Source organism: Streptococcus mitis, assembly GCF_901542415.1.
Lineage (GTDB): Bacteria > Bacillota > Bacilli > Lactobacillales > Streptococcaceae > Streptococcus > Streptococcus mitis_BL.
The window spans coordinates 964,412-990,212 of the sequence record NZ_CABEHV010000004.1 but is presented as its reverse complement, the minus strand read 5'-3'; the positions used below and the strand labels follow the sequence as shown (position 1 = coordinate 990,212).

Here is a 25,801-nt window from a genome sequence, read left to right as displayed (position 1 = left end):
GTGAAAACAATGAAAAAAGTTGCCATTATCGGAGCAGGGATTGTAGGTGCAACAGCTGCCTACTACCTCTCTAAAGAAAGTGACCTAGAAGTAACCGTTTTTGACCATGGACAGGGGCAAGCCACCAAGGCAGCAGCGGGAATTATCAGTCCTTGGTTTTCCAAACGTCGCAATAAAGCTTGGTACAAAATGGCGCGCTTGGGGGCTGATTTTTATGTGGATTTGTTGGCTGATTTAGAAAAGTCAGGGCAAGAAATCGACTTTTACCAACGTTCGGGAGTTTTTCTCCTTAAAAAGGACGAAACTAAGTTGGAAGAACTTTATCAACTAGCATTCCATCGCAGAGAAGAATCTCCCTTGATAGGCCAGTTAGCCATTCTGGACCAAGCATCAGCTAATGAATTATTCCCTGGTTTACAGGGATTTGATCACTTGCTCTATGCTTCTGGTGGAGCGAGAGTAGATGGTCAGCTTTTGGTCACTCGTTTGCTAGAAGCCAGTCAGGTCAAGCTGGTCAAAGAAAAAGTAACTCTGACACCTTTAGCATCAGGTTACCAGATTGACGAAGAGGTATTTGATCAGGTTATTTTGGCAACGGGAGCTTGGTTGGGGGACTTGTTAGAACCCTTGGGCTATGCTGTGGATGTCCGTCCTCAAAAAGGACAACTACGAGATTATCACGTAGAGCAAGACATGGTAAACTATCCTGTTGTCATGCCTGAGGGAGAATGGGATTTGATTCCCTTTGCAGGTGGGAAATTATCATTAGGTGCTACCCATGAAAATGACATGGGATTTGATTTGACGGTAGATGACACCTTGCTCCAGCAAATAGAGGAGGCAACCTTACCTCACTATCCAGTTTTAGCTAGAGCGATTTCAAGGGCTGAGCGTGTGGGAATCCGTGCCTATACCAGTGATTTCTCTCCTTTCTTTGGACAAGTCCCAGACTTAGCAGGTGTCTATGCGGCTAGTGGACTAGGTTCATCAGGCCTTACAACTGGTCCTATCATTGGTTACCATTTAGCTCAACTGGTTCAAGGAAAGAAATTGACCTTGGACCCTCTAAACTACCCAATTGAGAACTATGTCAAACTGGTAAAAAGCGAATAAATATTTTACTGAAATTTTAGCCATCCCTCTAGGATGGCAAATGACATTCCCTATCAAAAATGGTAAAATAAGAAAAAATAATCCGAGAATCGAGGAAAAAAGATGCAAGAAAAGATTTTGGTAACGGGTGGAGCAGGTTTTATCGGAACCCACACTGTTATTGAGTTAATCCAAGCAGGTCATCAGGTTGTTGTGGTGGATAACCTTGTTAATAGTAATAGAAAAAGTTTAGAAGTTGTTGAAAGAGTCACAGGAGTTGAAGTGCCTTTCTATGAGGCAGATATCCGTGATACCGATACTCTCAGAGATATTTTCAAGCAAGAAGAACCAACAGGGGTCATTCACTTCGCTGGCTTGAAGGCTGTCGGTGAATCTACCCGTATTCCTCTTGCCTACTATGACAACAATATCGCTGGAACTGTTAGTCTTTTGAAGGTAATGGAAGAGAACAACTGTAAAAACATCATTTTCAGTTCTTCTGCGACAGTTTACGGAGATCCGCACACAGTACCCATCTTGGAAGATTTCCCACTTTCAGTGACCAATCCATACGGCCGTACTAAGCTTATGCTAGAGGAAATTTTGACAGATATCTACAAGGCAGACTCAGAATGGAATGTGGTCTTACTTCGTTACTTTAACCCAATCGGAGCCCATGAGAGTGGTGATTTGGGAGAAAATCCAAACGGTATTCCAAATAATCTTTTGCCATATGTGACTCAAGTAGCCGTTGGAAAATTAGAGCAAGTGCAAGTGTTTGGAGACGATTACGATACGGAAGACGGAACTGGTGTTCGTGACTATATCCACGTTGTCGATTTGGCTAAAGGTCACGTTGCAGCTCTGAGAAAAATCCAAAAAGGTTCAGGTCTAAACGTTTATAACCTTGGAACAGGTAAAGGCTATTCTGTTCTTGAAATTATCCAAAACATGGAAAAAGCAGTCGGACGTCCAATTCCTTACCGCATCGTAGACCGTCGCCCAGGTGATATTGCAGCCTGCTATTCAGATCCTGCAAAAGCCAAAGCAGAACTCGGCTGGGAAGCAGAACTCGGCATCACCCAAATGTGTGAAGACGCATGGCGTTGGCAAAGTAAGCATCCAAATGGATTTGAAGACTAAGATGGTGATGTCAATCATTGTCCCCTGTTTAAACGAAGAGGAAGTACTTCCTCTTTTTTATCAGGCTTTGGAAGCTTTACTTCCAGATTTGGAAACAGAAATAGAGTATGTCTTTGTCGACGATGGATCAAGTGATGGGACTTTGGAACTATTAAAGTCCTATCGGGAGCAAAATCCGGCAGTTCATTATATTTCTTTCTCGCGAAATTTTGGCAAAGAAGCAGCTCTCTATGCAGGCTTACAATATGCGACAGGAGATTTGGTGGTGGTGATGGATGCAGACCTCCAAGATCCTCCTAGTATGTTGCTTGAGATGAAAGCTCTACTAGACAAAAATGCAGACTTGGACTGTGTTGGAACACGCAGAACCAGTCGAGGGGGAGAACCCTTCTTTCGCAGTTTCTGTGCTAATCTCTTTTATCGTCTTATGCAAAAAATTAGTCCAGTAGCCTTGCCGTCAGGTGTCCGTGATTTTCGCATGATGAGAAGATCTGTAGTGGATGCCATTTTAAGCTTGACTGAGTCCAATCGTTTTTCTAAGGGACTCTTTGCCTGGGTCGGCTTTAAAACTCACTATTTGGACTATCCAAATGTCGAAAGGCAGGCTGGAAAGACCAGTTGGAGTTTTAGGCAACTCTTTTTCTACTCCATTGAAGGGATTGTTAATTTTTCAGATTTTCCCTTGATTATAGCCTTTGTGGCAGGTCTCCTATCTTGTTTTATTTCTCTGCTTATGACCTTTTTTGTTGTGGTTCGGACTCTCATTTTGGGCAATCCGACATCAGGTTGGACCTCTCTGATGGCTGTTATTCTCTTCCTTGGTGGGATTCAACTCTTGACCATTGGGATTCTCGGCAAGTATATCAGTAAGATTTATCTAGAGACTAAAAAAAGACCACTTTATCTCGTCAAAGAAAAAAGTGACCTTCCTGATTTTACAGAAAAAAATAAAGAGAAAAGACTATAATTTTGCATGGAAATATGCTAAACTAGAGGGAGTGGGTTATCGCCATTGATTTAGGCTTCCTGGTTTCCAATCAGGGCGCGAGTTGGGCAATTTTTAACAGCCTCTAAGACGTCCTGACTAGGAGAAATTTCTTTTTCCAGTTGATCAGGATCATCGTAAAAACGCACGATTCCATTATCATGGTAATCAAATAAATCAGAATAAGTTTGGCAAAGCCCACAGGCGATGCATCGTTCAGGTATAAGTGTGATTTTCATATTTATATTGTAATAAGAAAAGTAAAAAAAAACAAGGAGTAAGGTATGGCAAAAGAACCGTGGCAAGAAGATATTTATGAAAATCAAGAAGAAACAAGATCAGAACGTCGTAAGAGAACTCAAGGTAGAGATGTAGTAGCCAATCGTGTCTTGACGATCCTAGCCAGTATTTTCTTTGTAATTGTGGTAGTGATGATTATTGTTCTCATCTATCTATCATCGGGTGGGAGTAATCGCACAGCAGCCTTGAAAGATTTTCACGATTCAGACGCAAATGTAGTACAGATTTCATCTTCTAGTAGTTCCCAGCCTGAACAGAGTTCAGAATCTTCTTCTGAACACTCGGAGGAAGCTACAGATCCAGAAGGGACGACAAAAGTCTTAGCTGGAGAAGGAGAAGCAGCCATTGCAGCTCGCGCTGGGATTTCGATTGCTCAGTTAGAAGCCTTAAATCCTAGTCATATGGCTACAGGGTCTTGGTTTGCTAATCCAGGTGATGTTGTTAAAATCAAATAGGAGTTGATATGAAAACAATTCAAATTGCTATTGACGGTCCAGCTTCAAGTGGTAAGAGTACGGTCGCAAAGATTATTGCTAAGGATTTTGGTTACACCTATCTAGATACAGGTGCTATGTATCGTGCAGCGACATATATGGCTCTGAAACACCAGTTAGGAGTGGAAGAGATTGAGGAACTTTTAGCCTTATTGGACCAGCATCCAATCAGTTTTGGGCGCTCAGAAACTGGAGAACAACTTGTCTTTGTAGGAGATGTGGATATTACCCATCCTATGCGTGAAAATGAAGTGACAAATCATGTTTCAGCTATTGCAGCAATTCCTCAAGTGCGTGAGAAACTAGTTTCCCTCCAACAAGAGATTGCCCAGCAAGGTGGGATTGTCATGGATGGTCGTGATATTGGAACTGTTGTATTGCCACAAGCAGAATTGAAAATTTTCCTAGTAGCTTCAGTCGATGAGAGAGCAGAGCGCCGTTACAAGGAAAATATTGCCAAGGGAATTGAAACAGACCTTGAAACTCTAAAAGAGGAAATTGCTGCGCGTGACTACAAGGATAGTCATCGTGAGACTTCGCCTCTCAAACAAGCAGAGGATGCGGTTTACCTTGATACAACTGGTTTGAACATTCAAGAAGTAGTTGAAAAAATCAAAGCAGAAGCTGAAAAAAGAATGTAAATGTAGAGAAGCCGATAGATTGATATCGGTTTTTTTTCTAAATTTGTCAAAATGCTGATTTTAAGGTATAATAGTTGCTGTTCGAGAAATTTTGATTTTCAAAGAATAGTGAATGATTATAAGGAGAAACCATGAACAACCTACCAAATTGCCCAAAATGTAACTCAGAGTATGTCTACGAAGACGGTGCCCTACTGGTTTGCCCAGAGTGTGCTCATGAGTGGAATCCTGCTGAAGTTGCAGATGTAGAAGAGGGTCTTGTTGCTATCGATGCCAACGGAAATAAATTGGCTGACGGTGATACAGTCACTCTCATCAAGGACTTGAAGGTAAAAGGTGCGCCAAAAGATTTGAAACAAGGGACGCGCGTGAAAAATATCCGCATCGTAGAAGGCGACCACAATATCGACTGTAAAATTGATGGCTTTGGTGCCATGAAACTCAAATCAGAGTTTGTGAAGAAAATTTAAGTATGTCAAAACACTATAAACTTGTATTTTATAGCCGTATCTTCTTGTTTCTAGCGGCTTTTACGGGAGTTTATCTTGAAATCGCCAAGCATGGTGGATTTGGGATGCTACTCTATTATACGGTTCTGTCCAACCTTTTAGTCGCGATTTTTACGCTCTATCTCCTAAAGGTTATGAGCCGTTTAGGTGAAAACTGGCAAAGATCAAGTCTCTTGCGCTTAAAAGGTGGAGTCACTATGAGTATCATGATTACCTGTGTGATTTACCATTTCCTCCTGGCGCCCATTGCGACTAATTTCTATACCCTAGAAAATTTCCTTTGCCACTATATCGTTCCCCTTTGGTTTTTAGCAGATACCCTCTTTTTTGACAAACAGGGTCAATACAAGATTTGGGATCCGGTTGTGTGGACGATTTTACCCTTGCTGTATATGATTTTTGCTCTTTTTAATGGCTTGGTATTGAAACTTGATGTTCCTAATTCTAAGGTCAGTCCCTTCCCTTACTTCTTTTTGAATGTGAACAAGGGTTGGGATGTCGTGTTCAAGTGGTGTCTGATTATCTTTGTTGCCTATATGGTGGCAGGATTTATCTTCTACTTTATCAAGCAAATCAAGAGAAAGTCATCCTAAGATACAAGGGATTCATTTTCGAGTTTAAGAAGGAGTCTATACACTAAAGAGGCTTCTTCTTTTCTTGCTTGTTTGATAACTATCAAAAGAGACAGAAGATTAAGAGAAAATATAGAAAGAGATTTCATGAAACAATTTTTAGAACGGGCCAGTATTTTGGCTCTCTCCCTCGTTTTGATTACGTCCTTTTCCATCTCGAGTGCCCTGCCAGCCATGTTTGACTATTATCAAGGCTATCCTAAGGAACAAATTGAGCTCTTGGCGAGCTTGCCATCTTTTGGGATCATGATTATGTTACTACTAAATGGTTTCTTAGAAAAAATATTTCCTGAGCGATTACAGATTAGTTTGGGATTGCTGATTTTATCACTGAGTGGAACAGCACCCTTTTGGTATCAAGCCTATCCCTTTGTTTTTGGAACAAGGATTCTTTTTGGTTTGGGTGTTGGGATGATCAATGCCAAGGCCATTTCCATTATCAGTGAACGTTATCAAGGGAAAACGAGAATACAGATGCTAGGGTTACGCGGTTCTGCAGAGGTCGTTGGGGCTTCTCTCATTACCTTGGCAGTCGGCCAATTGTTGGCCTCCGGTTGGACAGCTACCTTCCTAGCCTATAGTGCTGGATTTTTGGTACTGACCCTTTATCTGCTCTTTGTACCTTATGGAAAAGAAAAGAAAGAAGTCAAGAAAAAAGCGAAGGAAGTAAGTCGCTTAACTCGAGAAATGAAAGGCTTGATTTTTATCCTAGCTATCGAAGCGGCAGTTGTAGTTTGTACCAATACAGCTATTACCATCCGTATTCCAAGTTTGATGGTGGAAAGAGGACTGGGAGATGCCCAGTTATCTAGTTTTGTTCTTAGTGTCATGCAGTTAATCGGGATTGTGGCTGGTGTTAGTTTTTCTTTCCTGATTTCAATATTTAAAGAGAAACTGCTCCTCTGGTCTGGTATTACCTTCGGCTTGGGGCAAATCGTGATTGCCTTGTCTTCATCCTTGTGGGTGGTAGTGGCAGGAAGTATTCTGGCTGGTTTTGCCTATAGTGTAGCCTTGACGACGGTCTTTCAACTGGTCTCTGAACGAATTCCAGCTAAACTCCTCAATCAAGCAACTTCATTTGCAGTTTTAGGATGTAGTTTCGGAGCCTTTACCACTCCATTTATTTTAGGTGCAATTGGCTTACTAACTCACAATGGGATGTTGGTCTTTGCCATCTTAGGATCTTGGTTGATTGTAACCTCTATCTTTGTCATGTACTTACTTCAAAAGAGAGCTTAGGATTGGTTTCCTAAGTTTTTCTTTTTGTGAATTTTGTACCCAGACAATATTTGTTTTAGGACCTTGTCTACAGACTAATTTCTTGATAAAATGGAAGCTATGACGAGATATAAAGCAACTATTTCCTATGATGGTTACGCCTTTGCTGGTTTTCAGCGCCAGCCTCATGCGCGTAGCGTTCAGGAAGAAATTGAAAAAACCTTGAGCAGGTTAAATAAAGGGCAAGCCATTACTGTTCACGGTGCTGGTAGGACAGATAGTGGGGTTCATGCTCTGGGACAGGTGATTCATTTTGACTTGCCCTATCAAATGGATGAGGAAAAACTTCGCTTTGCCTTGGACACCCAGTCCCCTGAAGATATTGATGTGATTTCGATTGAGCTTGTGGCGGATGATTTTCATTGCCGTTATGCCAAGCACAGTAAGATCTATGAGTTTATCGTGGATAGGGGCCGTCCCAAGAATCCTATGCGCCGTCACTATGCCACTCACTTTCCCTATCCACTCGATGTGGAACGCATGCAGATTGCAATCAAAAAGCTAGAGGGAACCCATGATTTTACCGGTTTTACAGCCTCTGGGACTAGTGTAGAGGACAAGGTTCGTACTATTACAGAAGCTAGTCTTAGGGTTGATGAGACAGGCCAGTTTTTGACTTTTACCTTTTCAGGAAATGGTTTCTTGTATAAGCAGATTCGCAATATGGTGGGGACACTGCTCAAAATCGGCAATAACCGCATGCCAGTAGAGCAGATTGACCTCATCTTGAAGAAAAAGGACAGGCAGCTTGCAGGTCCCACTGCAGCACCAAATGGTTTGTATTTAAAGGAGATTCGTTATGAAGAATAATCGTATTTTAGCACTTTCTGGAAATGATATTTTTAGTGGTGGTGGTTTGTCCGCGGATTTGGCTACCTATACTTTGAACGGCTTGCATGGTTTTGTAGCAGTGACTTGTTTGACAGCCTTGACGGAAAAGGGCTTTGAAGTCTTTCCAACTGACGATACCATTTTTCAACATGAATTAGATAGCTTGCGTGATGTGGAATTTGCAGGGATTAAGATTGGTCTTCTACCAACTGTCAGTATGGCTGAGAAGGCTTTGGACTTTATCAAGCAACGCCAAGGAGTGCCTGTGGTTCTGGATCCTGTCTTGGTCTGCAAGGAAACGCACGACGTAGCAGTTAGTGAACTCTGCCAAGAGTTGATTCGCTTTTTCCCTTATGTCAGTGTGATTACGCCTAATCTTCCTGAAGCAGAATTATTGGCAGGTCAGGAAATTAAAACCTTGGAAGACATGAAAACAGCAGCTCAGAAATTGCATGACTTAGGCGCGCCAGCAGTCATTATCAAGGGAGGCAATCGCCTTAGTCAGGACAAGGCTGTAGATGTCTTTTATGATGGACAAAACTTTACAGTCCTAGAAAATCCTGTTATCCAAGGGCAAAATGCTGGTGCAGGTTGTACCTTTGCCTCTAGCATTGCCAGTCACTTGGTTAAAGGTGATGAACTTTTACCAGCAGTAGAAAGCTCTAAGGCTTTCGTTTATCGTGCTATTGCACAAGCAGATCAGTATGGAGTAAGACAATATGAAGCAAACCAAAACAACTAAAATCGCCCTTGTATCCCTATTAACCGCCCTCTCTGTGGTTCTAGGTTATTTCTTAAAAATTCCAACACCGACAGGCATTCTAACTCTTTTAGATGCGGGTGTCTTCTTTACGGCCTTCTACTTTGGTAGTCGTGAAGGGGCTGTAGTAGGAGGACTAGCAGGTTTCTTGATTGATCTCTTATCAGGCTACCCTCAGTGGATGTTCTTTAGCTTGGTCAACCATGGCTTGCAGGGATTTTTCGCAGGATTTAAAGGAAAAACTCAGTGGTTAGGCCTTATCTTAGCAACGATTGCCATGGTAGGGGGTTACGCCTTGGGTTCTACATTGATGAATGGCTGGGCTGCAGCCCTACCAGAAATTCTACCAAATTTCATGCAAAATATGGTAGGGATGATTGTAGGATTTATCCTTAGTCAAAGTATCAAGAAGATTAAGTAATACTCTTCGAAAATCTCTTCAAACCACGTCAGCTTCCATCTGCAACCTCAAAACATTGTTTTGAGCAACCTGCGGCTAACTTCCTGGTTTGCACTTTGATTTTCATTGAGTATAAAGAGGCTGAGTCAAAAGTCTTTCAAATAAGAAAAACGCATAGTATCAGGTGTTGAAAAATTTTGATACTATGCGTTTTATTGTGGGAAGATTTTATACTCTTCGAAAATCTCTTCAAACCGCGTCAACGTCGCCTTGCCATGGGTATGGTTACTGACTTCGTCAGTTCTATCCACAACCTCAAAACAGTGTTTTGAGCTGACTTCATCAGTTCTATCTACAACCTCAAAACATTGTTTTGAGCAACCTGCGGCTAGTTTCCTAGTTTGCACTTTGATTTTTATTGAGTATTAGATGAATATTAATCAAAATAAAGCAAATCTTTGCTGGTGCTTGTAAAGAGGTCAAAGCCATCCTTGGTAACAACACCGCAGTCTTCGATACGGACACCGACTTTACCAGGGATATAGATACCTGGTTCAACAGAGAAGCACATTCCTTCTTCGATGACCATGTTGTTTCCTTCCATGATAGATGGGAATTCATGGACATCCATACCGATACCGTGAGCGAGACGGTGGTTGAAGTATTCACCGTAACCAGCTTTTTCGATGACCTCACGGGCAGCGCGGTCCACTTCATGGGCAGTCACACCTGGTTTGATAAAGTCAAGAGCAGCTTGTTGGGCTTCAAGAGTCAAGTTGTAAATGTCTTTCTTGAATTGGTCAGGTTTACCAACAGCGACTGTACGAGTCATATCTGACGCATAGCCGTTGACCAGAACACCAAGGTCAAAGAGGAGAAGAGCATCATTTTCAACCTTATTAGCTGCTGGAATACCGTGTGGATTTGCAGCATTATCACCAGTCAAGACCATGGTATCAAAGCTCATTTCATAGCCTTCACGTTTCATGGCAAAGTCAATTTGAGCGATGATATCTGTCTCTGTCTTATCAAGAGAAATATTATCAAAACCAACCTTAACAGCCTTGTCCGCATAGAGACCTGCCACCATCATTTTTTGCACTTCATCAGCTGATTTGATGAGGCGCATGCGTTGGATACGAGGAGTGAGGTTTTCAAACTCAGCAGTTTCAAAAACGGTTTTTAAACCATGATATTTTGTTAAGATGAGATTGTCAAACTCAACAGCGACACGTTTGAAGTCAAGCTGTGGAAGAGCATGTTTCATTTTTTGCCATGGATTTTCAGAGTCCACATAGCCCACAACTGGGAAGGAAACTGTGCTACTTGCACGCTCCACTTCAAGGGCTGGGACAAAGAGGAGGGGTTCTTGATCTGCTAGGACAAAAAGGAACATTTGGCGTTCATGGGGATCACTGTAAAAGCCAGTGAGGTAATTGATTGTGACGGGGTCAGATACGACAGCGACGTCTAGTTTTTCTGATTCAAGATATGTTACGATTTGTTGTAATTTAGACATATGCTACCTTCTTTCTACCCCTCTATTTTGGCAAAAAATGAGAGAAAATGCAAGGGAGAAGGGTAAAAGAACAGACAAAAAGAACTCCGACAAGATAACGGAGTTCTTTGATATCATTTTCCTTTGTTTAAGAAAAGTCAGCCTTGCTTTTGACATCACTGTATTCTTCAGCGATTTCTTGGCTGAGAATGTCCTCATAAGCAGGGAGTTGAATGTCTTGACCATATTTCTTCTTGAGGGCAGTAGTGACTAGGCGATAAGCTAGATTGGCATTACGAGAGAGGATAGGCCCGTGGAAGTAGGAACCAAAGACATTCTTATAATGAATCCCTTCGCCGACTTTTTCTTCGTTATTTCCATTTCCATAGACAACCTGTCCCAGCGGTTTTTGATCATCTGAGAGGAAGGTACGGCCCTGATGATTTTCAAAACCATAGTAGGTTTCATCGAAATCTTCATTGTGAATCTTGATGTCCCCGATAAAACGGTTATTGGTCTGATTGAGGGTGTAGTGGCCCATGACCCCTAGTCCTTCGATGCGTCTCCCTGAAGCTTCAACATAATATTGGCCCAATAGTTGGAAACCACCGCAGATAGCCAGAACCACACCGTCGTTTTGGATGTAGTTGTCAATGCTCTCTTTTTTAGCAGGTAGGTCGTCTGCAATGATACTCTGTTCAAAGTCTTGACCACCACCGAAAAAGGCAATGTCGTAGTGATTTTCATCAAAGTCATCATGGAGAGAAACGATGTCAACGGTCACATGGGCTCCCAGTTTTTCAGCCACATACTTGAGCATGAGGATGTTTCCATTGTCCCCGTAGGTATTCATGAGATTTCCGTAGAGGTGGGCAATGTTGAGCTGATAAGGGTAATTGCCAGCTTTTGAGGAAAGTGAAGTATAAACCATTAGTTCATCTCCTTTCTAACAATCTGACGACTAGCCAGCAGTTCGCGAAATTCAAGCATAGCAGTATAGGTAGCCAGAATATAAGCATGCTTGCAGTCTTGGTTTTCAATGGTCTTAAGAACTTGTTCCAGATTACTTGTCTCAGTGATTTTCTCAGCTGGATAGCCTGTTACTCGGAGACGACGAGCGATTTCAGAATGGCGAACACCGCCAGCGTTGATTTCGGGAATGTCCATGTCAGTGATTTGTTCAAAATCAGCATCCCAGATCCAGCTAGTATCAATTCCGTCTGCATAGTTGGCATTAAGGAGAACAGATAGACTAAATGGATAAGGTGCTAGTTTAATCATCTCGATAGCTTGAGTTGCACCAACAGGATTTTTAATCAAGACGAGGGTGCATTCCTTGTCCCCAATATGGAAGGTTTCTTGACGTCCAAAGACAGCACGGCTCTTGTCAAATCCCTGCTTGATGAGTTGCGAATCTGCACCGAGGAAACGGGCGATAGCAACTGCAGCTAGGGCGTTGTAGATATTGTAGAGACCACCGATTTGAATACCGTATTCTTGTCCGTCAATGACAAAGCGAGAGCGATTGTTGGTCAACTCAACTAGTTCTGTCAAGCGATAGTTGAGATCAGGACGTTTGCAGCCACAATTTTCACAGATATAGGCCCCCAAGTTGGCATAGGTATTGTGCTCATATTTGAGGATGCTTTGACAGTCGGGACAGAGAATCCCTTCAGTATTGTAGTGAGCCAGTTTGGCTGGTCCTTTTTCCAAGTCAAAACCAAAATACTCTACAGGATTTGGAATAGCTGGCTTGTAGAAAAGAGGGCTATCACCATTTAGAAGAACAGTGGCTGTAGGCACCTTACGAATGGCATCCAAAATCATCTTATAAGTTGTGTAAATCTCACCATAGCGATCCATCTGGTCACGGAAGATGTTGGTGATGACAAAAAGGCTTGGCTGGATATAGTCACAGATACGAGATAGGCTGGCTTCATCGATTTCGAGGACGGCAATGTTTTTCCCAGTTTTAGAAGACTTGGCTGTTAGGAAGGTTGTTGCAATCCCTGTAATCATGTTGGCACCGCTTGGGTTAGTAAGAACCTGACCATAAACCTCTTTTAAAATGCCGACAGTCAGGGCAGTTGTTAGGGTTTTTCCGTTAGTTCCAGTGACCACGACAATCTCGTAGTTCTTAGCAAGGTTTTGTAAAATATCTTTATCAAATTGAAGGGCAAGTTTTCCTGGGAGTGTACTTCCACGGCCAAGACGGCTTAAAACGAAGTGGGAAGAACGCCCAGCTAGGAGGCCCAAAGTAGTTTTTAATTTCATGTTTCTATTATATCATAAAAGAGGGAAAAGACAGATTTGAGATTTCGCAGAAATAAAAACAGCCCTCAGAGGGCTGTTCGATACGATTAAATCTCAACTTAAATTGCAAACAAGTCATTCAAGTTCTCAGCCAAGGTTGGGTGAGTGAAGATTTGTTTTGTGAAGTAAGTGTAAGGAATTTTGTTGTCCATAGCAACAGTGATGATGTTGATGATTTCTTGAGAACCTTCTGAGAAGATGCTTGCTCCAAGAATTTCTTTTGTTTCAGTATTAACAACAGCTTTGAAAGCTCCGCGAAGGTCTCCGTTTACGTGACCACGAGGCATTGCTGCAACAGGGATTTCTTTCACTGCGTATGGAAGTTTCAAATCAGCTGCTTGGCTTTCAGTCAAACCAACTTGTGAAAGTGCAGGTGTGATGAACATAGTATTTGGTACATTGAGACGGTCTTCAAGTGTGTAGCTGCCATCTCCAGCAAGGTAGCTGTAAACAACACGGAAGTCATCAAGTGAAATGTAAGTAAATTGAAGGCCACCGTTGACATCTCCAACTGCAAAGACACCAGGAACGTTTGTTTGACAATGTTTGTCTACTTTAATAGCACCACGTTCAGTTAGTTCAATATCTGTATTTTCAAGTTGAAGTGGTTCTACGTTTGGTTTACGTCCTGTTGCGTAGAGAAGGGCATCGAAACGGTAAGTTTCGTTTTCAGTCACAACGAGCACTTGGTCACCGTCGTTTTTGATTTCAGTAGTACGGATATTTTGAAGCAATTCAATACCGTCTTCTTCCATGTATTGTTTAGCAAGAGCTGCGATGGAAGGTTCTGCACGAGGAAGGAAAGTATCCAAGGCATCTAGGACTGTAACCTTGCTTCCAAGTTTGTTGTATAGGCCGGCAAATTCAAGACCGATATTTCCACCACCAAGGACTCCAAGGTTTTCAGGTAATTTGTCCAAGTTTTGGATACCTGTTGAGTCAAAGACGTTTTTGCTTGTAGCAAGTCCAGGGATTGGCAAGACGTTTGAAACAGCACCAGTGTTGATGACGATTGTTTCAGCAGTCAGTTCTTTCTTTTCATCACCAGCTTGGATTTCGATGACTTTATTTGAAAGGAAGTGAGCTTCCGCATCAAAGATATCGACGCCTGTACCAGCAACAGTCGCATAGTTTTTACCGTTGAGGCGACTAGTGATAGTGTTTTTGGTAGCAATCACTTCTTCAAAAGACAAGTCTTTCTCAGCAGCAACCAGCAAAGTTTTAGTTGGGATACAACCGATGTTGATACAAGTTCCACCGTACATAGCTTTGCTACGTTCAACGAGGGCAACTTTTTTACCAGCTGAAGCCAATTTACCTGCTAGTGTTTTACCAGCTTTACCAAATCCGATAACGATTAAATCATAAGTTAACATTTAGAGTTCCTCCTATTCGAATTTCATTCTAGCACAAGAAAAAAACTTTTGCACAATTCTGCTACGCTTTAAAAAAGTTTATGAAATAGTGGAAATTATAGCCTTACTTTCTCAGAAAAATCGTTTACATGATATTATCGATGGATTGGGCTATCTTTTGCTTCTCTCTTGTGTTATACTAGATAGGTTGCAAAGAAAACAGTACTTTTCTTTTGTGGAAAAGAAGCAACACGATTTTATATCCAGTATATGAAAATACGTCATAAAAAGAAAAGTATAAACTAAGCCCTATAGGGTGGCTTCGCACCACCTTTAGAAAGAAGAATAACGTGAAATTTAATGAATTAAACTTGTCTGCTGATTTGCTAGCAGAGATTGAAAAAGCTGGTTTTGTAGAAGCCAGTCCGATCCAAGAACAAACCATTCCCTTGGCCCTTGAAGGCAAGGACGTTATCGGTCAAGCTCAGACTGGTACAGGAAAAACTGCAGCCTTTGGCTTGCCTACCCTTGAAAAAATCCGTACAGAAGAAGCGACCATCCAAGCCTTGGTCATTGCTCCAACACGTGAACTTGCTGTTCAAAGTCAAGAAGAACTCTTCCGCTTTGGTCGTAGTAAGGGAGTCAAAGTCCGTTCAGTATATGGCGGATCAAGCATTGAAAAACAAATTAAGGCTCTTAAATCTGGTGCCCATATCGTGGTGGGAACTCCAGGTCGTCTTTTGGACTTGATTAAACGCAAGGCCTTGAAATTACAAGATATTGAAACTCTTATCCTTGACGAAGCGGATGAAATGCTCAACATGGGCTTCCTTGAAGACATTGAAGCTATCATTTTTCGTGTCCCTGAAAGCCGTCAAACCTTACTTTTCTCAGCAACTATGCCAGATGCCATCAAACGTATCGGTGTTCAGTTTATGAAAGAACCTGAGCATGTGAAGATTGCGGCTAAGGAATTGACAACAGAATTGGTTGACCAATACTATATCCGAGTTAAGGAACAAGAAAAATTTGATACCATGACACGTCTTATGGATGTGGAACAGCCTGAGCTTGCTATCGTATTTGGTCGTACAAAACGTCGTGTAGATGAATTGACTCGTGGTTTGAAAATCCGTGGCTTCCGTGCAGAAGGAATTCATGGTGATTTGGACCAAAACAAACGTCTTCGTGTCCTTCGTGACTTTAAAAATGGCAATCTCGATGTTTTGGTTGCGACAGACGTTGCAGCGCGTGGGTTGGATATTTCAGGTGTGACCCATGTCTATAACTACGATATTCCACAAGATCCTGAAAGTTATGTTCACCGTATCGGTCGTACAGGTCGTGCTGGTAAGTCAGGTCAGTCTATTACCTTCGTTTCACCAAATGAAATGGGCTATCTTCAAATCATTGAAAATTTGACTAAGAAACGCATGAAAGGTCTCAAACCTGCAAGTGCAGAAGAAGCCTTCCAAGCAAAAAAACACGTAGCTCTCAAGAAAATCGAACGTGATTTTGCAGATGAGACTATCCGTGCCAACTTTGAGAAATTTGGTAAGGATGCTCGTAAGCTAGCTGCCGAATTTACTCCAGAAGAATTGGCAATGTATATCTTGAGTCTGACTGTTCAAGATCCAGATAGTCTTCCTGAAGTGGAGATTGCACGTGAAAAACCACTGCCATTTAAACCATCAGGTAATGGCTTTGGTGGTAAAGGTAAGGGAGGTCGTCGTGGAGATGACCGTCGTGATAATCGCCGTGGAGACAACCGTCGTGGTGGTCGTCGTGATGATTTCAAAAAAGGAAGTCGTGGCAATGATCGTTTTGATAAGGAAAAACGTTATCGTAAGGATAATAAAAAACCACGCAATACTTCAAGCGAAAAGCAAACAGGCTTTGTTATTCGTAACAAGGGCGATAAATAAGAAAAAGCGGTTCAAAATGAATCGCTTTTTTATATAAGGAGACCGAATGGAAAAGAGAGATAAATAAAATAGATATATTATCTTCTTGTAATGTTATGATACACAAAAATAGGGAGCTTGTCAATAGAAAAGAAGCAATTTAATTAAAAATATTCTTGTTTTTTCAAATTGCAATTAAATAAGCAATTTTCAGATAATAATTGAAAATTCAAGCTGTTTATGTTATAATGATAGCGATTAAATTCGAGGTGAAAAATGGCACATTTATTAGAAAAAACTAGAAAAATTACTTCTATCCTGAAGCGCTCAGACGAGCAGTTGCAGGAAGAACTTCCCTACAATGCGATTACCCGTCAATTGGCAGATATTATTGACTGTAACGCCTGTATCGTTAATAGCAAGGGACGTCTCCTTGGCTATTTTATGCGTTACAAAACCAATACAGATCGTGTAGAGCAATTCTTTCAAACTAAAATTTTCCCGGATGACTACATTCAAGGTGCGAACATGATTTACGATACAGAAGCCAATCTGACAGTTGATCATGATTTAAGTATTTTTCCTGTGGAAAGTCGTGCCGACTTTCCAGATGGTTTGACGACCATTGCACCGATTCATGTATCAGGGATTCGACTTGGTTCTTTGATTATTTGGCGCAATGATAAAAAATTCGAAGACGAGGACTTGATTCTTGTTGAGATTGCCAGTACCGTTGTTGGGATTCAACTCCTTAATTTCCAACGCGAAGAAGATGAGAAAAATATTCGCCGCCGTACTGCTGTTACCATGGCGGTTAATACCCTTTCTTACTCTGAACTCCGTGCTGTTTCAGCTATTTTAGGGGAATTAAATGGAAATGAAGGGCAGTTGACTGCGTCAGTGATTGCAGATCGTATCGGAATCACTCGCTCTGTGATTGTCAATGCCCTTCGTAAACTTGAATCTGCAGGGATTATTGAAAGTCGTTCACTTGGAATGAAGGGAACCTATCTTAAGGTTTTGATTTCAGATATTTTTGAAGAAGTGAAGAAAAGAGATTACTAATGACTAAGGCTTTAATTTCGATTGACTATACAGAAGATTTTGTTGCTGATAGTGGGAAGCTGACAGCAGGTGCTCCAGCTCAGGCGATTTCGGATGCCATCAGCAAGGTAACTCGACTAGCTTTTGAACGAGGAGATTACATCTTCTTTACCATTGATGCTCACGAAGAAAACGATTGTTTCCATCCAGAAAGCAAGCTGTTTCCTCCTCACAATTTGATTGGGACTAGTGGACGGAATTTATACGGAGATTTGGGGATCTTTTATCAAGAGCATGGTTCAGACAGTCGTGTCTTTTGGATGGATAAACGTCATTACTCAGCTTTTTCGGGTACTGACCTAGATATCCGTTTGAGAGAGCGTCGAATTTCTACAGTTATTTTAACCGGAGTTTTGACGGATATCTGTGTCCTGCATACAGCTATAGATGCCTATAATCTAGGATATGACATCGAGATTGTTAAACCGGCTGTTGCATCTATCTGGCCTGAAAATCATCAATTTGCCCTAGGTCATTTCAAAAATACACTCGGAGCTAAGTTAGTAGATGAAAATCTAAATGAAATTTCAGAGTAACTTGGTTGATGAAATGAAAAAAATTGAAAAAAAGTGTTGACAAGCATCCTAAAAGTTGATATACTAGTAAAGTAATCGACGCGGGGATGGCGGAATTGGCAGACGCGCAGGACTAAGGATCCTGTGACCGCTTTAGGTCGTGAGGGTTCAAGTCCCTCTCTCCGCATAGGATAAGAGTTAGCTTAGGCTAGCTCTTTTGTTTTCATATAATTCAAGTAGAGCAAAAAAATTTTGCTCTTTTTTTGTATTTCATAGACATTTCATATTTGGATTTTATAATAGTCTTACAAATATGGAGGTGACAAATGAATCCAATCCAAAGAGCTTGGGCTTATGTCAGCAGAAAACGACTGAGAAGTTTTATTTTATTTCTGATTTTATTGGTCCTATTGGCTGGAATTTCAGCCTGTTTGACTCTGATGAAGTCCAACAAAACAGTTGAAACCAATCTTTACAAATCACTCAATACATCTTTTTCTATTAAGAAGATAGAAAATGGTCAGACCTTCAAGTTGTCAGACCTAGCATCTGTAAACAAGATTAAGGGACTGGAAAATGTTTCTCCTGAACTCGAGACGATTGCAAAACTAAAAGACAAGGAAGCGGTGAGTGGCGAGCAGAGCGTGGAGCGTGATGATTTGTCAGCTGCAGACAAAAACTTGGTTAGCATAACGGCTCTTGAGGATTCATCTAAGGATGTGACCTTTACCAGCTCGGCTTTCAACTTAAAAGAAGGGCGACACCTTCAAAAAGGAGATTTCAAGAAAATCTTGATCCACGAAGAGTTGGCTAAGAAGAACGGTCTTTCGCTTCATGACAAGATTGGCTTGGATGCTGGACAGTCAGAATCTGGCAAAGGACAAACAGTGGAGTTTGAGATTGTAGGAATCTTTTCTGGTAAAAAACAGGAGAAATTCACAGGCTTGTCTTCTGATTTCAGTGAAAACCAGGTCTTTACAGATTATGAGAGTAGCCAAAGCCTTTTGGGTAATAGTGAACCTCAAGTCAGTGCAGCTCGCTTCTATGTAGAAAATCCTAAGGAAATGGACGGACTCATGAAGCAGGTGGAAAACTTGGCCTTGGAAAATCAAGGGTATCAAGTTGAAAAGGAAAACAAGGCTTTTGAACAAATCAAAGACTCGGTTGCAACTTTCCAAACCTTTCTGACCATTTTCCTTTATGGGATTATGATAGCAGGAGCAGGAGCCTTAATTCTTGTTTTGTCTCTCTGGTTGAGAGAACGGGTCTACGAAGTGGGGATTCTTCTGGCACTTGGAAAAGGCAAGAGTTCGATTTTCCTGCAGTTCTGTTTAGAGGTATTTTTGGTATCTCTCGGAGCTTTGCTTCCAGCATTTGCTACAGGAAACGCAATCACATCCTACCTACTCCAAACTCTACTAGCAAGTGGAGATCAGGCAAGCTTACAAAATACACTAGCCAAAACAAGTGGTCTATCAAGTAGTTTATTATCTTTTGCAGAGTCCTATGTCTTTCTGTTGTTGATTAGTTGCTTATCTGTAGCCCTTTGTTTCCTATTCTTATTTAGAAAATCGCCTAAAGAAATTTTATCATCTATTAGTTAAGAAGGAGAAATCATGACTTTATTACAATTACAAGACCTTACCTACCGTTATAAGAACACTGCTGAAGCAGTCCTATATCAGATCAATTATAATTTTGAACCCGGGAAATTTTACAGTATTATTGGGGAGTCAGGAGCAGGAAAATCCACTCTCTTGTCCCTACTGGCTGGTCTAGATAGTCCTGTTGAAGGTTCTATCCTTTTCCAAGGAGAGGATATTCGTAAGAAGGGCTATTCCTACCATCGTATGCACCATATTTCCCTGGTCTTTCAAAATTATAACTTGATAGATTATCTTTCTCCACTGGAAAATATCCGCTTGGTCAACAAAAAGGCAAGCAAGGATACACTGCTTGAGCTTGGTTTGGATGAAAGTCAGATCAAGCGGAATGTTCTCCAGTTATCAGGTGGTCAACAACAACGTGTTGCTATTGCTCGTAGTTTGGTATCAGAAGCTCCAGTTATTCTAGCGGATGAGCCAACGGGAAATCTGGACCCTAAAACTGCTGGAGATATTGTCGAACTGCTCAAATCACTTGCCCAGAAAACAGGTAAATGTGTCATCGTCGTAACTCACAGCAAAGAAGTGGCACAAGCATCAGATATTACACTTGAGTTGAAGGACAAGAAACTGACTGAAACTCGCAATACTACGAAATAATATGAGCTTTTTCAATTATACTCTTCGAAAATCAAATTCAAACCACGTCATCGTCGCCTTACCGTACTCAAGTACAGCTTACGGCTAGCTTCCTAGTTTGCTTTTTGATTTTCATTGAGTATTAGAACTATAAAATAGAACAAAATCTAGAAAGGGAACCTATGTTACACAACGCATTTGCCTATGTTACAAGGAAGTTTTTCAAATCGATTGTCATCTTCCTGATTATTCTCCTCATGGCGAGCTTGAGTTTGGTCGGCTTGTCGATCAAGGGAGCTACTGCCAAGGCTTCTCAGGAGACCTTTAAAAATATTACCAACAGTTTCTCCATGCAAATCAATCGTCGCGTTAATCAAGGAACGCCACGTGGTGCTGGGAATATCAAGGGTGAGGATATCAAAAAAATCACCGAAAACAAGGCTATTGAGTCTTATGTGAAACGCATCAACGCTATCGGAGATTTGACTGGCTATGAACTCATCGAAACGCCAGATACCAAGAAAAATCTGACACCTGACCGTGCCAAACATTTTGGAAGTAGCTTGATGATTACAGGTGTCAATGACTCCTCAAAAGAAGACAAGTTTGTCTCAGGTTCTTATAAGCTGGTCGAAGGAGAGCATCTAACGAATGATGACAAGGACAAGATCCTCCTGCACAAGGACTTGGCAGCCAAACACGGCTGGAAAGTCGGGGATAAGGTTAAACTAGACTCCAATATCTACGATGCAGACAATGAAAAAGGAGCCAAGGAAACAGTTGAAGTGACAATTAAGGGACTCTTTGATGGTCACAATAAGTCGGCAGTAACCTACTCCCAAGAACTATACGAAAACACAGCTATCACAGACATCCATACGGCTGCAAAACTTTATGGATACACAGAAGACACAGCTATTTATGGAGACGCAACCTTCTTTGTAACAGCGGACAAGAACTTGGATGATGCCATGAAAGAATTGAATGGCATCAGTGGTATCAACTGGAAGAGCTATACACTCGTTAAGAGTTCTTCTAACTACCCAGCTCTTGAGCAATCCATCTCTGGTATGTACAAGATGGCCAACCTCCTCTTCTGGGGCAGCTTGAGTTTCTCCGTTCTTCTCCTTGCCCTCTTGCTCAGCCTTTGGATCAATGCCCGTCGCAAGGAAGTGGGTATTCTCCTCTCTATTGGTCTCAAGCAGGCAAGTATCTTGGGTCAATTCATCACTGAATCCATCTTGATTGCCATCCCTGCTCTTGTTGCATCCTATTTCCTAGCCAACTACACTGCCCGTGCAATCGGAAACACCGTTCTTGCCAATGTTACTTCAGGTGTTGCTAAGCAAGCCAGCAAGGCAGCTCAAGCCTCTAACCTTGGTGGCGGTGCAGAAGTGGATGGCTTTAGTAAGACTTTATCGAGCCTAGATATTTCTATTCAGACATCAGACTTTATCATCGTCTTCGTCCTTGCCTTGGTTCTAGTGGTTCTCGTTATGGCGCTTGCATCAAGCAATCTCCTCAGAAAACAACCAAAAGAGCTCTTGCTGGATAGCGAATAAGTTTGAAAAAATTAGTCTGGAAATAGAGACAGCATCTTGTTTTTCTATTCAAGAACGGTGGATAGAGAATGGCTATTTAACAATTCAAAATAGAACCGAAAGCAGTGGTGAAAATCATTGCTTTCAGTTGCTTTCTTTGTACTTTATTGTTTAAATATGATATACTAAAGCTATGGAATTTATTAGAAAGGGGTTTCGTAACTTATATATGGAATTGTGCATAAAAATCTATAGAAATCTTATCTTGAAAATAGATAGATAAATCTGTAGAAGCCTACCCATATCGCAAACATAGGCTAGTAGACCTAGGTAGGGTCTACTTTGGAAAATATAGAATAGTGAGGAAAAATAAACATTATGAGACAAACAAATGTTAGAGGAAGCTTGTCCCTACGTGGCTTTAGAAAATTGAGAACTGGTGCAATTGTTGCGACAGGTGTCATTTTGCTAGGTCTGGGCTTTTTAGCTCCAACTGTGTCAGCCAGTGAACAAGATGGTGTTTGGGTAGCCAGAACAGTTGCAGAAGTAAAAGCTGATATTCAAAATATAGACAATTTATCACACTACACAATCAAGTGGGGAGATACACTGAGTGCTATTAGTGGAGCAACAGGGCTATCTGTTGATAGTTTGGTTGAGATAAATCGTATTGCAAATAGAGATTTGATTTTTGCTAATAATCAATTGTATTTTAGCGAAGAGGCTTTTCTAAAAGATGGAAATACAGAAGTAAAAAGACAGCAAGTGTCGATTGATAATTCTGGTAGCCGTCAAAGTTATGAAGTTGAAACAAAGACAGATACTGTAACTGGAGAGCAAACTACTACTGTTAAACAAACGACACCAGTAGTTGTGGAAACACCAGCAGTATCAGCACCGAAATCAGAAACCTCAGTCTCAGTTGCGCCAAAAGTGGAAGAGCCAGCGACTCCAGCGCCGAAAGCAGAGGAACCAGCGACACCGGCACCGAAAGAAGAGACTCCATCAACACCAGCGCCAAAAGCGGAAGAGCCAGTGACACCGGCACCGAAAGAAGAGACTCCAGCAACACCAGCGCCAAAAGCGGAAGAGCCAGCAACACCGGCACCGAAAGAAGAGACTCCATCGACACCGGCACCGAAAGAAGAGACTCCAGCAACACCAGCGCCAAAAGCGGAAGAGCCAGTGACACCGGCACCGAAAGAAGAGACTCCATCGACACCAGCACCGAAAGAAGAGACTCCATCGACACCAGCACCGAAAGAAGAGACTCCAGCAACACCAGCGCCAAAAGCGGAAGAGCCAGTGACACCGGCACCGAAAGAAGAGACTCCATCGACACCAGCGCCAAAAGTGGAAGAGCCATCGACACCAGCACCGAAAGAAGAGACTCCATCAACACCAGCGCCAAAAGTGGAAGAGCCATCGACACCAGCACCGAAAGAAGAGACTCCATCAACACCAGCGCCAAAAGCGGAAGAGCCAGTGACACCGGCACCGAAAGAAGAGACTCCATCAACACCAGCGCCAAAAGCGGAAGAGCCAGTGACACCGGCACCGAAAGAAGAGACTCCAGCAACACCAGCGCCAAAAGCGGAAGAGCCAGTGACACCGGCACCGAAAGAAGAGACTCCATCGACACCAGCGCCAAAAGTGGAAGAGCCATCGACACCAGCACCGAAAGAAGAGACTCCATCGACACCAGCACCGAAAGAAGAGACTCCATCAACACCAGCGCCAAAAGTGGAAGAGCCATCGACACCAGCACCGAAAGAAGAGACTCCATCAACACCAGCGCCAAAAGCGGAAGAGCCAGTGACACCGGCACCGAAAGAAGAGACTCCATCGACACCAGCACCAAAGGTGGATGAGCCAGTATCTCCAGCACCGAAAGCAGACGAGTCAGTGGCACCAGCACCAAAAGCAGATGAGCCAGTGTCTCCAGCGCCAAAAGCAGATGAGCCAGCGGCATCAGCACCAAAAGCAGACGAGCAATTAGCGCCGACATCAAAAGTGGAAGAACCAGCAACACCAGCACCGAAAGTGGAAGAACCAGCGGCATCAGCACCAAAATCAGAGGAACCAACGACACCAGCACCGAAAGCAGAGGAACCAACGACACCAGCGCCGAAAGTGGAAGAACCAGCGACACCAGCGCCAAAGGTGGAGGAATCAGTATCTCCAGCGCCAAAATCAGAGGCACCAGTGTCTCCAGCGCCAAAATCAGAGGAGCCAGTAGCACTCGCACCAAAATCAGAGGAACCAACGACACCTGCGCCGAAAGCGGAAGAACCAGCGACACCGGCACCGGTAACCCCAAGCGAAGAAGCACCGGTCACATCAGGCGATACCAATTCCACTGCACAGCCAGCTGGAGAATCAGGTAAATCTGAAACAAAGTCAGAACCTTCTAATACTCCATCTGCGGAAGCTACAAATGATTCAGGTAATGTAGCAACATCAAGTCCGGTAACAGATGGTACTACTTCAAACACAGGGACTACAAAACAACCTGAAACTCCAGCTTCAAAACCAGAAGCAACAATACCCAAAGAGGATAAACTACCAACTAATCAAACTGGAGATACATCAAATCCAGTAGATTCAAAGGATGAAACACCAAATTCGGCTCCGGCACCTAAAGAGGATACTCCGTCTGAAGAAGTAGCACCTAAAGATGAAAAACTTGAGGAAGCAAAAAAAGATGGAAAAGATGTTATTGAAAAAATTGCAGCTTCAAAACATAGTGAAATTGAAAAAGTTAAAGATGAAGCAGAAAAAACAAAATTAAAAGAAAAATTAAATGAATTAAAAGAAGAAGCATTAGCGGCAATAAATAATGCTAAAGATCACGATGCTGCTGTAGCTGTTGCGGATGAGTATCAAAGTAAAATTGATGAAATTGATGTTCCAGGTGAAGAATTACCAGCACCAAACTACAATAAAGATAATTTAACAAATGGTCGTAATGAAGGTACTATTATTGACAATGGAAGCACAGCAATAGGACATGGTTCAGGAGAAGCACCTTCAGGAGCAACGCAACCAGCCTCAGCAGAAGGGACAGATAACTCATCAGCACCAACAGCACAACCACAACCAGAAACAACATCATCAGGGACTTCAAGTTTTAGAAATGCTCCATCAGTTCAAGCAAGAGCAAGAAGAGTAGCACGTTCAACATCAGAACCAGATGGAACTGTAAATATTAGCTATAACTTCGCTGGAATGCCAGATATTCATGGTTTCCTATCTGACCCAGGAGAAGATAACACTGTTACAATTCCTGCTGGAACGAGTGAAGCACAGGCAAAAGAATTAGTAAAAGAAAAAATTCAAGCCAAGATAAAAGACCTAGCTGCTAGAGGGTATTATGTGAAAAATGACATTATTTTTGAACAAGATACTACTGTGAAAAATTATAACTACGTTGTCACATTCACTAAGGAGGCTACAGGAACTTCAGGTTTCAGAATGGCTCCAGCAGTTCAACCACGCGCTAGCAGAAATCGTAGAATTCTAGAACAGCCAGCTCCTCAAAAGGTCAAAGTAAATGTATTTTATAACTTTGATAAAATGAAAGATATTGCAGGTTTCCTAGGAGATATCAATGGAACTTCTCTTGAAATCGCGGAAGGTTTATCAACTGAACAGGTGAAAGCAGCAGTCAAGAGCCAAGTTGATGCCAAGAAAGAGGAATTACGTAAACGTGGTTATACTGTTAAAGAAGACTATCTCTCTAAAAATAATGGAAAAGATTATAACTACGTTGTCACATTCACTAAGGAGGCTACAGGAACTTCAGGTTTCAGAATGGCTCCAGCAGTTCAACCGCGCGCTAGCAGAAATCGTAGAAGTCTAGAACAGCCAGCTCCTCAAAAGGTCAAAGTAAATGTATTTTATAACTTTGATAAAATGAAAGATATTGCAGGTTTCCTAGGAGATATCAATGGAACTTCTCTTGAAATCGCGGAAGGTTTATCAACTGAACAGGTGAAAGCAGCAGTCAAGAGCCAAGTTGATGCTAAGAAAGAAGAGTTGAGCAAACGCGGCTATACTTTCAAAGAGGACTATGTCTATCAAGCTAATGGGAAAGATTATAACTACGTTGTAACATTTTCAAAAGCAGCTAAATAATTTTCATTCCATAGGGAGTGAAATGTGAGCAGAGAGAGCGATAGGCTCTCTTTGTTTTATCTAGTAGCAAGTTTCTTAAAGACAAAAGGCCAATAAGAGATTATAATAAATAGAGTAGGTATTTAT

Annotated in this window: 23 protein-coding genes and 1 tRNA gene; 19 read left to right on the top strand and 5 right to left on the bottom strand. The window is 41.9% G+C overall.

Going from position 1 to position 25,801, the window contains the following annotated elements; all coding sequences use genetic code 11:
* The first annotated feature begins 9 nt into the window (after positions 1-9).
* From FQT24_RS05035 to FQT24_RS05025, 3 genes are all read left to right on the top strand, one after another.
* Entirely contained in the window at positions 10-1,113 is a 1,104-nt protein-coding gene (locus FQT24_RS05035; RefSeq protein ID WP_185952545.1) for an NAD(P)/FAD-dependent oxidoreductase, read from the top strand.
* A 102-nt stretch (positions 1,114-1,215) separates the two neighbouring features.
* Positions 1,216-2,235, top strand: a complete 1,020-nt coding sequence (galE, locus tag FQT24_RS05030) for a UDP-glucose 4-epimerase GalE (protein WP_143952370.1) — start codon at positions 1,216-1,218, stop codon at positions 2,233-2,235.
* A gap of 1 nt (position 2,236) precedes the next feature.
* A complete protein-coding gene (locus tag FQT24_RS05025) occupies positions 2,237-3,202 on the top strand; it encodes a glycosyltransferase family 2 protein (protein ID WP_143953023.1) in 966 nt (321 codons plus the stop codon).
* 50 nt (positions 3,203-3,252) lie between these two features.
* Here FQT24_RS05025 and FQT24_RS05020 read toward each other — a convergent pair whose 3' ends face one another.
* The gene (locus FQT24_RS05020) at positions 3,253-3,459 is read right to left on the bottom strand and encodes a ferredoxin (RefSeq protein ID WP_000705155.1); all 207 of its coding nucleotides are present in this window, start codon (positions 3,457-3,459) and stop codon (positions 3,253-3,255) included.
* Positions 3,460-3,504: 45 nt separating this feature from the next.
* Between FQT24_RS05020 and FQT24_RS05015 the strand changes: the two genes are divergently transcribed.
* From FQT24_RS05015 to FQT24_RS04980, 8 genes are all read left to right on the top strand, one after another.
* Positions 3,505-3,975, top strand: a complete 471-nt coding sequence (locus FQT24_RS05015) for an SAG1386/EF1546 family surface-associated protein (protein ID WP_143952369.1) — start codon at positions 3,505-3,507, stop codon at positions 3,973-3,975.
* Between the two features lie 8 nt (positions 3,976-3,983).
* The gene (cmk, locus tag FQT24_RS05010) at positions 3,984-4,655 is read left to right on the top strand and encodes a (d)CMP kinase (protein ID WP_143952368.1); all 672 of its coding nucleotides are present in this window, start codon (positions 3,984-3,986) and stop codon (positions 4,653-4,655) included.
* 131 nt (positions 4,656-4,786) lie between these two features.
* Positions 4,787-5,125, top strand: a complete 339-nt coding sequence (locus tag FQT24_RS05005; protein ID WP_001061584.1) for a zinc ribbon domain-containing protein YjdM — start codon at positions 4,787-4,789, stop codon at positions 5,123-5,125.
* Positions 5,126-5,127: 2 nt separating this feature from the next.
* Entirely contained in the window at positions 5,128-5,757 is a 630-nt protein-coding gene (locus FQT24_RS05000) for a Pr6Pr family membrane protein (protein WP_049486841.1), read from the top strand.
* Positions 5,758-5,883: 126 nt separating this feature from the next.
* Positions 5,884-7,035, top strand: a complete 1,152-nt coding sequence (locus tag FQT24_RS04995) for an MFS transporter (protein ID WP_143952367.1) — start codon at positions 5,884-5,886, stop codon at positions 7,033-7,035.
* Between the two features lie 99 nt (positions 7,036-7,134).
* Complete coding sequence (gene truA / locus FQT24_RS04990) at positions 7,135-7,884, top strand: tRNA pseudouridine(38-40) synthase TruA (RefSeq protein WP_143952366.1); 750 nt, start codon at positions 7,135-7,137, stop codon at positions 7,882-7,884.
* Positions 7,874-8,647 carry a bifunctional hydroxymethylpyrimidine kinase/phosphomethylpyrimidine kinase gene (locus FQT24_RS04985; RefSeq protein ID WP_143952365.1) on the top strand — a complete coding sequence of 258 codons (774 nt, stop codon included), beginning with the start codon at positions 7,874-7,876 and terminating at the stop codon, positions 8,645-8,647. Before truA ends, FQT24_RS04985 begins: the two co-directional genes overlap by 11 nt.
* Positions 8,625-9,086, top strand: a complete 462-nt coding sequence (locus FQT24_RS04980) for an ECF transporter S component (RefSeq protein WP_000814989.1) — start codon at positions 8,625-8,627, stop codon at positions 9,084-9,086. Before FQT24_RS04985 ends, FQT24_RS04980 begins: the two co-directional genes overlap by 23 nt.
* A gap of 415 nt (positions 9,087-9,501) precedes the next feature.
* On the opposite strand, the gene FQT24_RS04975 is transcribed toward FQT24_RS04980, so the two are convergent.
* The 4 genes from FQT24_RS04975 to FQT24_RS04960 form a co-directional block, all read right to left on the bottom strand.
* The gene (locus FQT24_RS04975) at positions 9,502-10,584 is read right to left on the bottom strand and encodes a M24 family metallopeptidase (protein WP_143952364.1); all 1,083 of its coding nucleotides are present in this window, start codon (positions 10,582-10,584) and stop codon (positions 9,502-9,504) included.
* A gap of 127 nt (positions 10,585-10,711) precedes the next feature.
* Positions 10,712-11,494, bottom strand: a complete 783-nt coding sequence (gene gatD, locus FQT24_RS04970; RefSeq protein WP_143952363.1) for a lipid II isoglutaminyl synthase subunit GatD — start codon at positions 11,492-11,494, stop codon at positions 10,712-10,714.
* A complete protein-coding gene (gene murT, locus FQT24_RS04965) occupies positions 11,494-12,837 on the bottom strand; it encodes a lipid II isoglutaminyl synthase subunit MurT (RefSeq protein ID WP_143952362.1) in 1,344 nt (447 codons plus the stop codon). The genes gatD and murT overlap by 1 nt, the downstream gene beginning before the upstream one ends.
* Positions 12,838-12,935: 98 nt before the next feature.
* Positions 12,936-14,252: an FAD-containing oxidoreductase gene (locus tag FQT24_RS04960; RefSeq protein ID WP_004255717.1), complete on the bottom strand. Its 1,317-nt coding sequence runs from the start codon at positions 14,250-14,252 to the stop codon at positions 12,936-12,938.
* Between the two features lie 329 nt (positions 14,253-14,581).
* Between FQT24_RS04960 and FQT24_RS04955 the strand changes: the two genes are divergently transcribed.
* From FQT24_RS04955 to FQT24_RS04910, 8 genes are all read left to right on the top strand, one after another.
* Positions 14,582-16,156 (top strand): degradosome RNA helicase CshA, encoded by a 1,575-nt coding sequence (locus FQT24_RS04955; RefSeq protein WP_143952361.1) that lies wholly within the window; start codon positions 14,582-14,584, stop codon positions 16,154-16,156.
* 255 nt (positions 16,157-16,411) lie between these two features.
* Positions 16,412-17,200, top strand: a complete 789-nt coding sequence (codY, locus tag FQT24_RS04945) for a GTP-sensing pleiotropic transcriptional regulator CodY (RefSeq protein ID WP_000940721.1) — start codon at positions 16,412-16,414, stop codon at positions 17,198-17,200.
* The gene (locus tag FQT24_RS04940; RefSeq protein ID WP_143952360.1) at positions 17,200-17,775 is read left to right on the top strand and encodes a cysteine hydrolase family protein; all 576 of its coding nucleotides are present in this window, start codon (positions 17,200-17,202) and stop codon (positions 17,773-17,775) included. The genes codY and FQT24_RS04940 overlap by 1 nt, the downstream gene beginning before the upstream one ends.
* Positions 17,776-17,855: 80 nt before the next feature.
* Positions 17,856-17,941, top strand: a tRNA-Leu gene (locus tag FQT24_RS04935).
* 139 nt (positions 17,942-18,080) lie between these two features.
* A complete protein-coding gene (locus FQT24_RS04930) occupies positions 18,081-19,358 on the top strand; it encodes an ABC transporter permease (protein ID WP_143952359.1) in 1,278 nt (425 codons plus the stop codon).
* 12 nt (positions 19,359-19,370) lie between these two features.
* Positions 19,371-20,018, top strand: a complete 648-nt coding sequence (gene vex2, locus FQT24_RS04925) for an ABC transporter ATP-binding subunit Vex2 (protein WP_000173725.1) — start codon at positions 19,371-19,373, stop codon at positions 20,016-20,018.
* Between the two features lie 161 nt (positions 20,019-20,179).
* On the top strand, positions 20,180-21,559 hold the full coding sequence (vex3, locus tag FQT24_RS04915) for an ABC transporter permease subunit Vex3 (protein WP_143952358.1): 1,380 nt from the start codon (positions 20,180-20,182) through the stop codon (positions 21,557-21,559).
* 357 nt (positions 21,560-21,916) lie between these two features.
* Positions 21,917-25,675 (top strand): LysM peptidoglycan-binding domain-containing protein, encoded by a 3,759-nt coding sequence (locus tag FQT24_RS04910; protein ID WP_143952357.1) that lies wholly within the window; start codon positions 21,917-21,919, stop codon positions 25,673-25,675.
* Positions 25,676-25,801 lie beyond the last annotated feature (126 nt).

Excerpts from the sequence above, each read along its gene's own strand:
- FQT24_RS04960 (WP_004255717.1), bottom strand. The coding sequence starts at position 14,252 with ATGTTAACTTATGATTTAATCGTTATCGGATTTGGTAAAGCTGGTAAA.
- FQT24_RS04910 (WP_143952357.1), top strand. The coding sequence starts at position 21,917 with ATGAGACAAACAAATGTTAGAGGAAGCTTGTCCCTACGTGGCTTTAGA.
- galE (WP_143952370.1), top strand. The coding sequence starts at position 1,216 with ATGCAAGAAAAGATTTTGGTAACGGGTGGAGCAGGTTTTATCGGAACC.
- vex2 (WP_000173725.1), top strand. The coding sequence starts at position 19,371 with ATGACTTTATTACAATTACAAGACCTTACCTACCGTTATAAGAACACT.
- FQT24_RS05000 (WP_049486841.1), top strand. The coding sequence starts at position 5,128 with ATGTCAAAACACTATAAACTTGTATTTTATAGCCGTATCTTCTTGTTT.
- FQT24_RS04930 (WP_143952359.1), top strand. The coding sequence starts at position 18,081 with ATGAATCCAATCCAAAGAGCTTGGGCTTATGTCAGCAGAAAACGACTG.
- FQT24_RS04940 (WP_143952360.1), top strand. The coding sequence starts at position 17,200 with ATGACTAAGGCTTTAATTTCGATTGACTATACAGAAGATTTTGTTGCT.
- codY (WP_000940721.1), top strand. The coding sequence starts at position 16,412 with ATGGCACATTTATTAGAAAAAACTAGAAAAATTACTTCTATCCTGAAG.
- truA (WP_143952366.1), top strand. The coding sequence starts at position 7,135 with ATGACGAGATATAAAGCAACTATTTCCTATGATGGTTACGCCTTTGCT.
- gatD (WP_143952363.1), bottom strand. The coding sequence starts at position 11,494 with ATGGTTTATACTTCACTTTCCTCAAAAGCTGGCAATTACCCTTATCAG.
- vex3 (WP_143952358.1), top strand. The coding sequence starts at position 20,180 with ATGTTACACAACGCATTTGCCTATGTTACAAGGAAGTTTTTCAAATCG.
- FQT24_RS05035 (WP_185952545.1), top strand. The coding sequence starts at position 10 with ATGAAAAAAGTTGCCATTATCGGAGCAGGGATTGTAGGTGCAACAGCT.
- FQT24_RS05025 (WP_143953023.1), top strand. The coding sequence starts at position 2,237 with ATGGTGATGTCAATCATTGTCCCCTGTTTAAACGAAGAGGAAGTACTT.
- cmk (WP_143952368.1), top strand. The coding sequence starts at position 3,984 with ATGAAAACAATTCAAATTGCTATTGACGGTCCAGCTTCAAGTGGTAAG.
- FQT24_RS05015 (WP_143952369.1), top strand. The coding sequence starts at position 3,505 with ATGGCAAAAGAACCGTGGCAAGAAGATATTTATGAAAATCAAGAAGAA.
- FQT24_RS04985 (WP_143952365.1), top strand. The coding sequence starts at position 7,874 with ATGAAGAATAATCGTATTTTAGCACTTTCTGGAAATGATATTTTTAGT.
- FQT24_RS05005 (WP_001061584.1), top strand. The coding sequence starts at position 4,787 with ATGAACAACCTACCAAATTGCCCAAAATGTAACTCAGAGTATGTCTAC.
- FQT24_RS04975 (WP_143952364.1), bottom strand. The coding sequence starts at position 10,584 with ATGTCTAAATTACAACAAATCGTAACATATCTTGAATCAGAAAAACTA.
- FQT24_RS04995 (WP_143952367.1), top strand. The coding sequence starts at position 5,884 with ATGAAACAATTTTTAGAACGGGCCAGTATTTTGGCTCTCTCCCTCGTT.
- murT (WP_143952362.1), bottom strand. The coding sequence starts at position 12,837 with ATGAAATTAAAAACTACTTTGGGCCTCCTAGCTGGGCGTTCTTCCCAC.
- FQT24_RS04980 (WP_000814989.1), top strand. The coding sequence starts at position 8,625 with ATGAAGCAAACCAAAACAACTAAAATCGCCCTTGTATCCCTATTAACC.
- FQT24_RS05020 (WP_000705155.1), bottom strand. The coding sequence starts at position 3,459 with ATGAAAATCACACTTATACCTGAACGATGCATCGCCTGTGGGCTTTGC.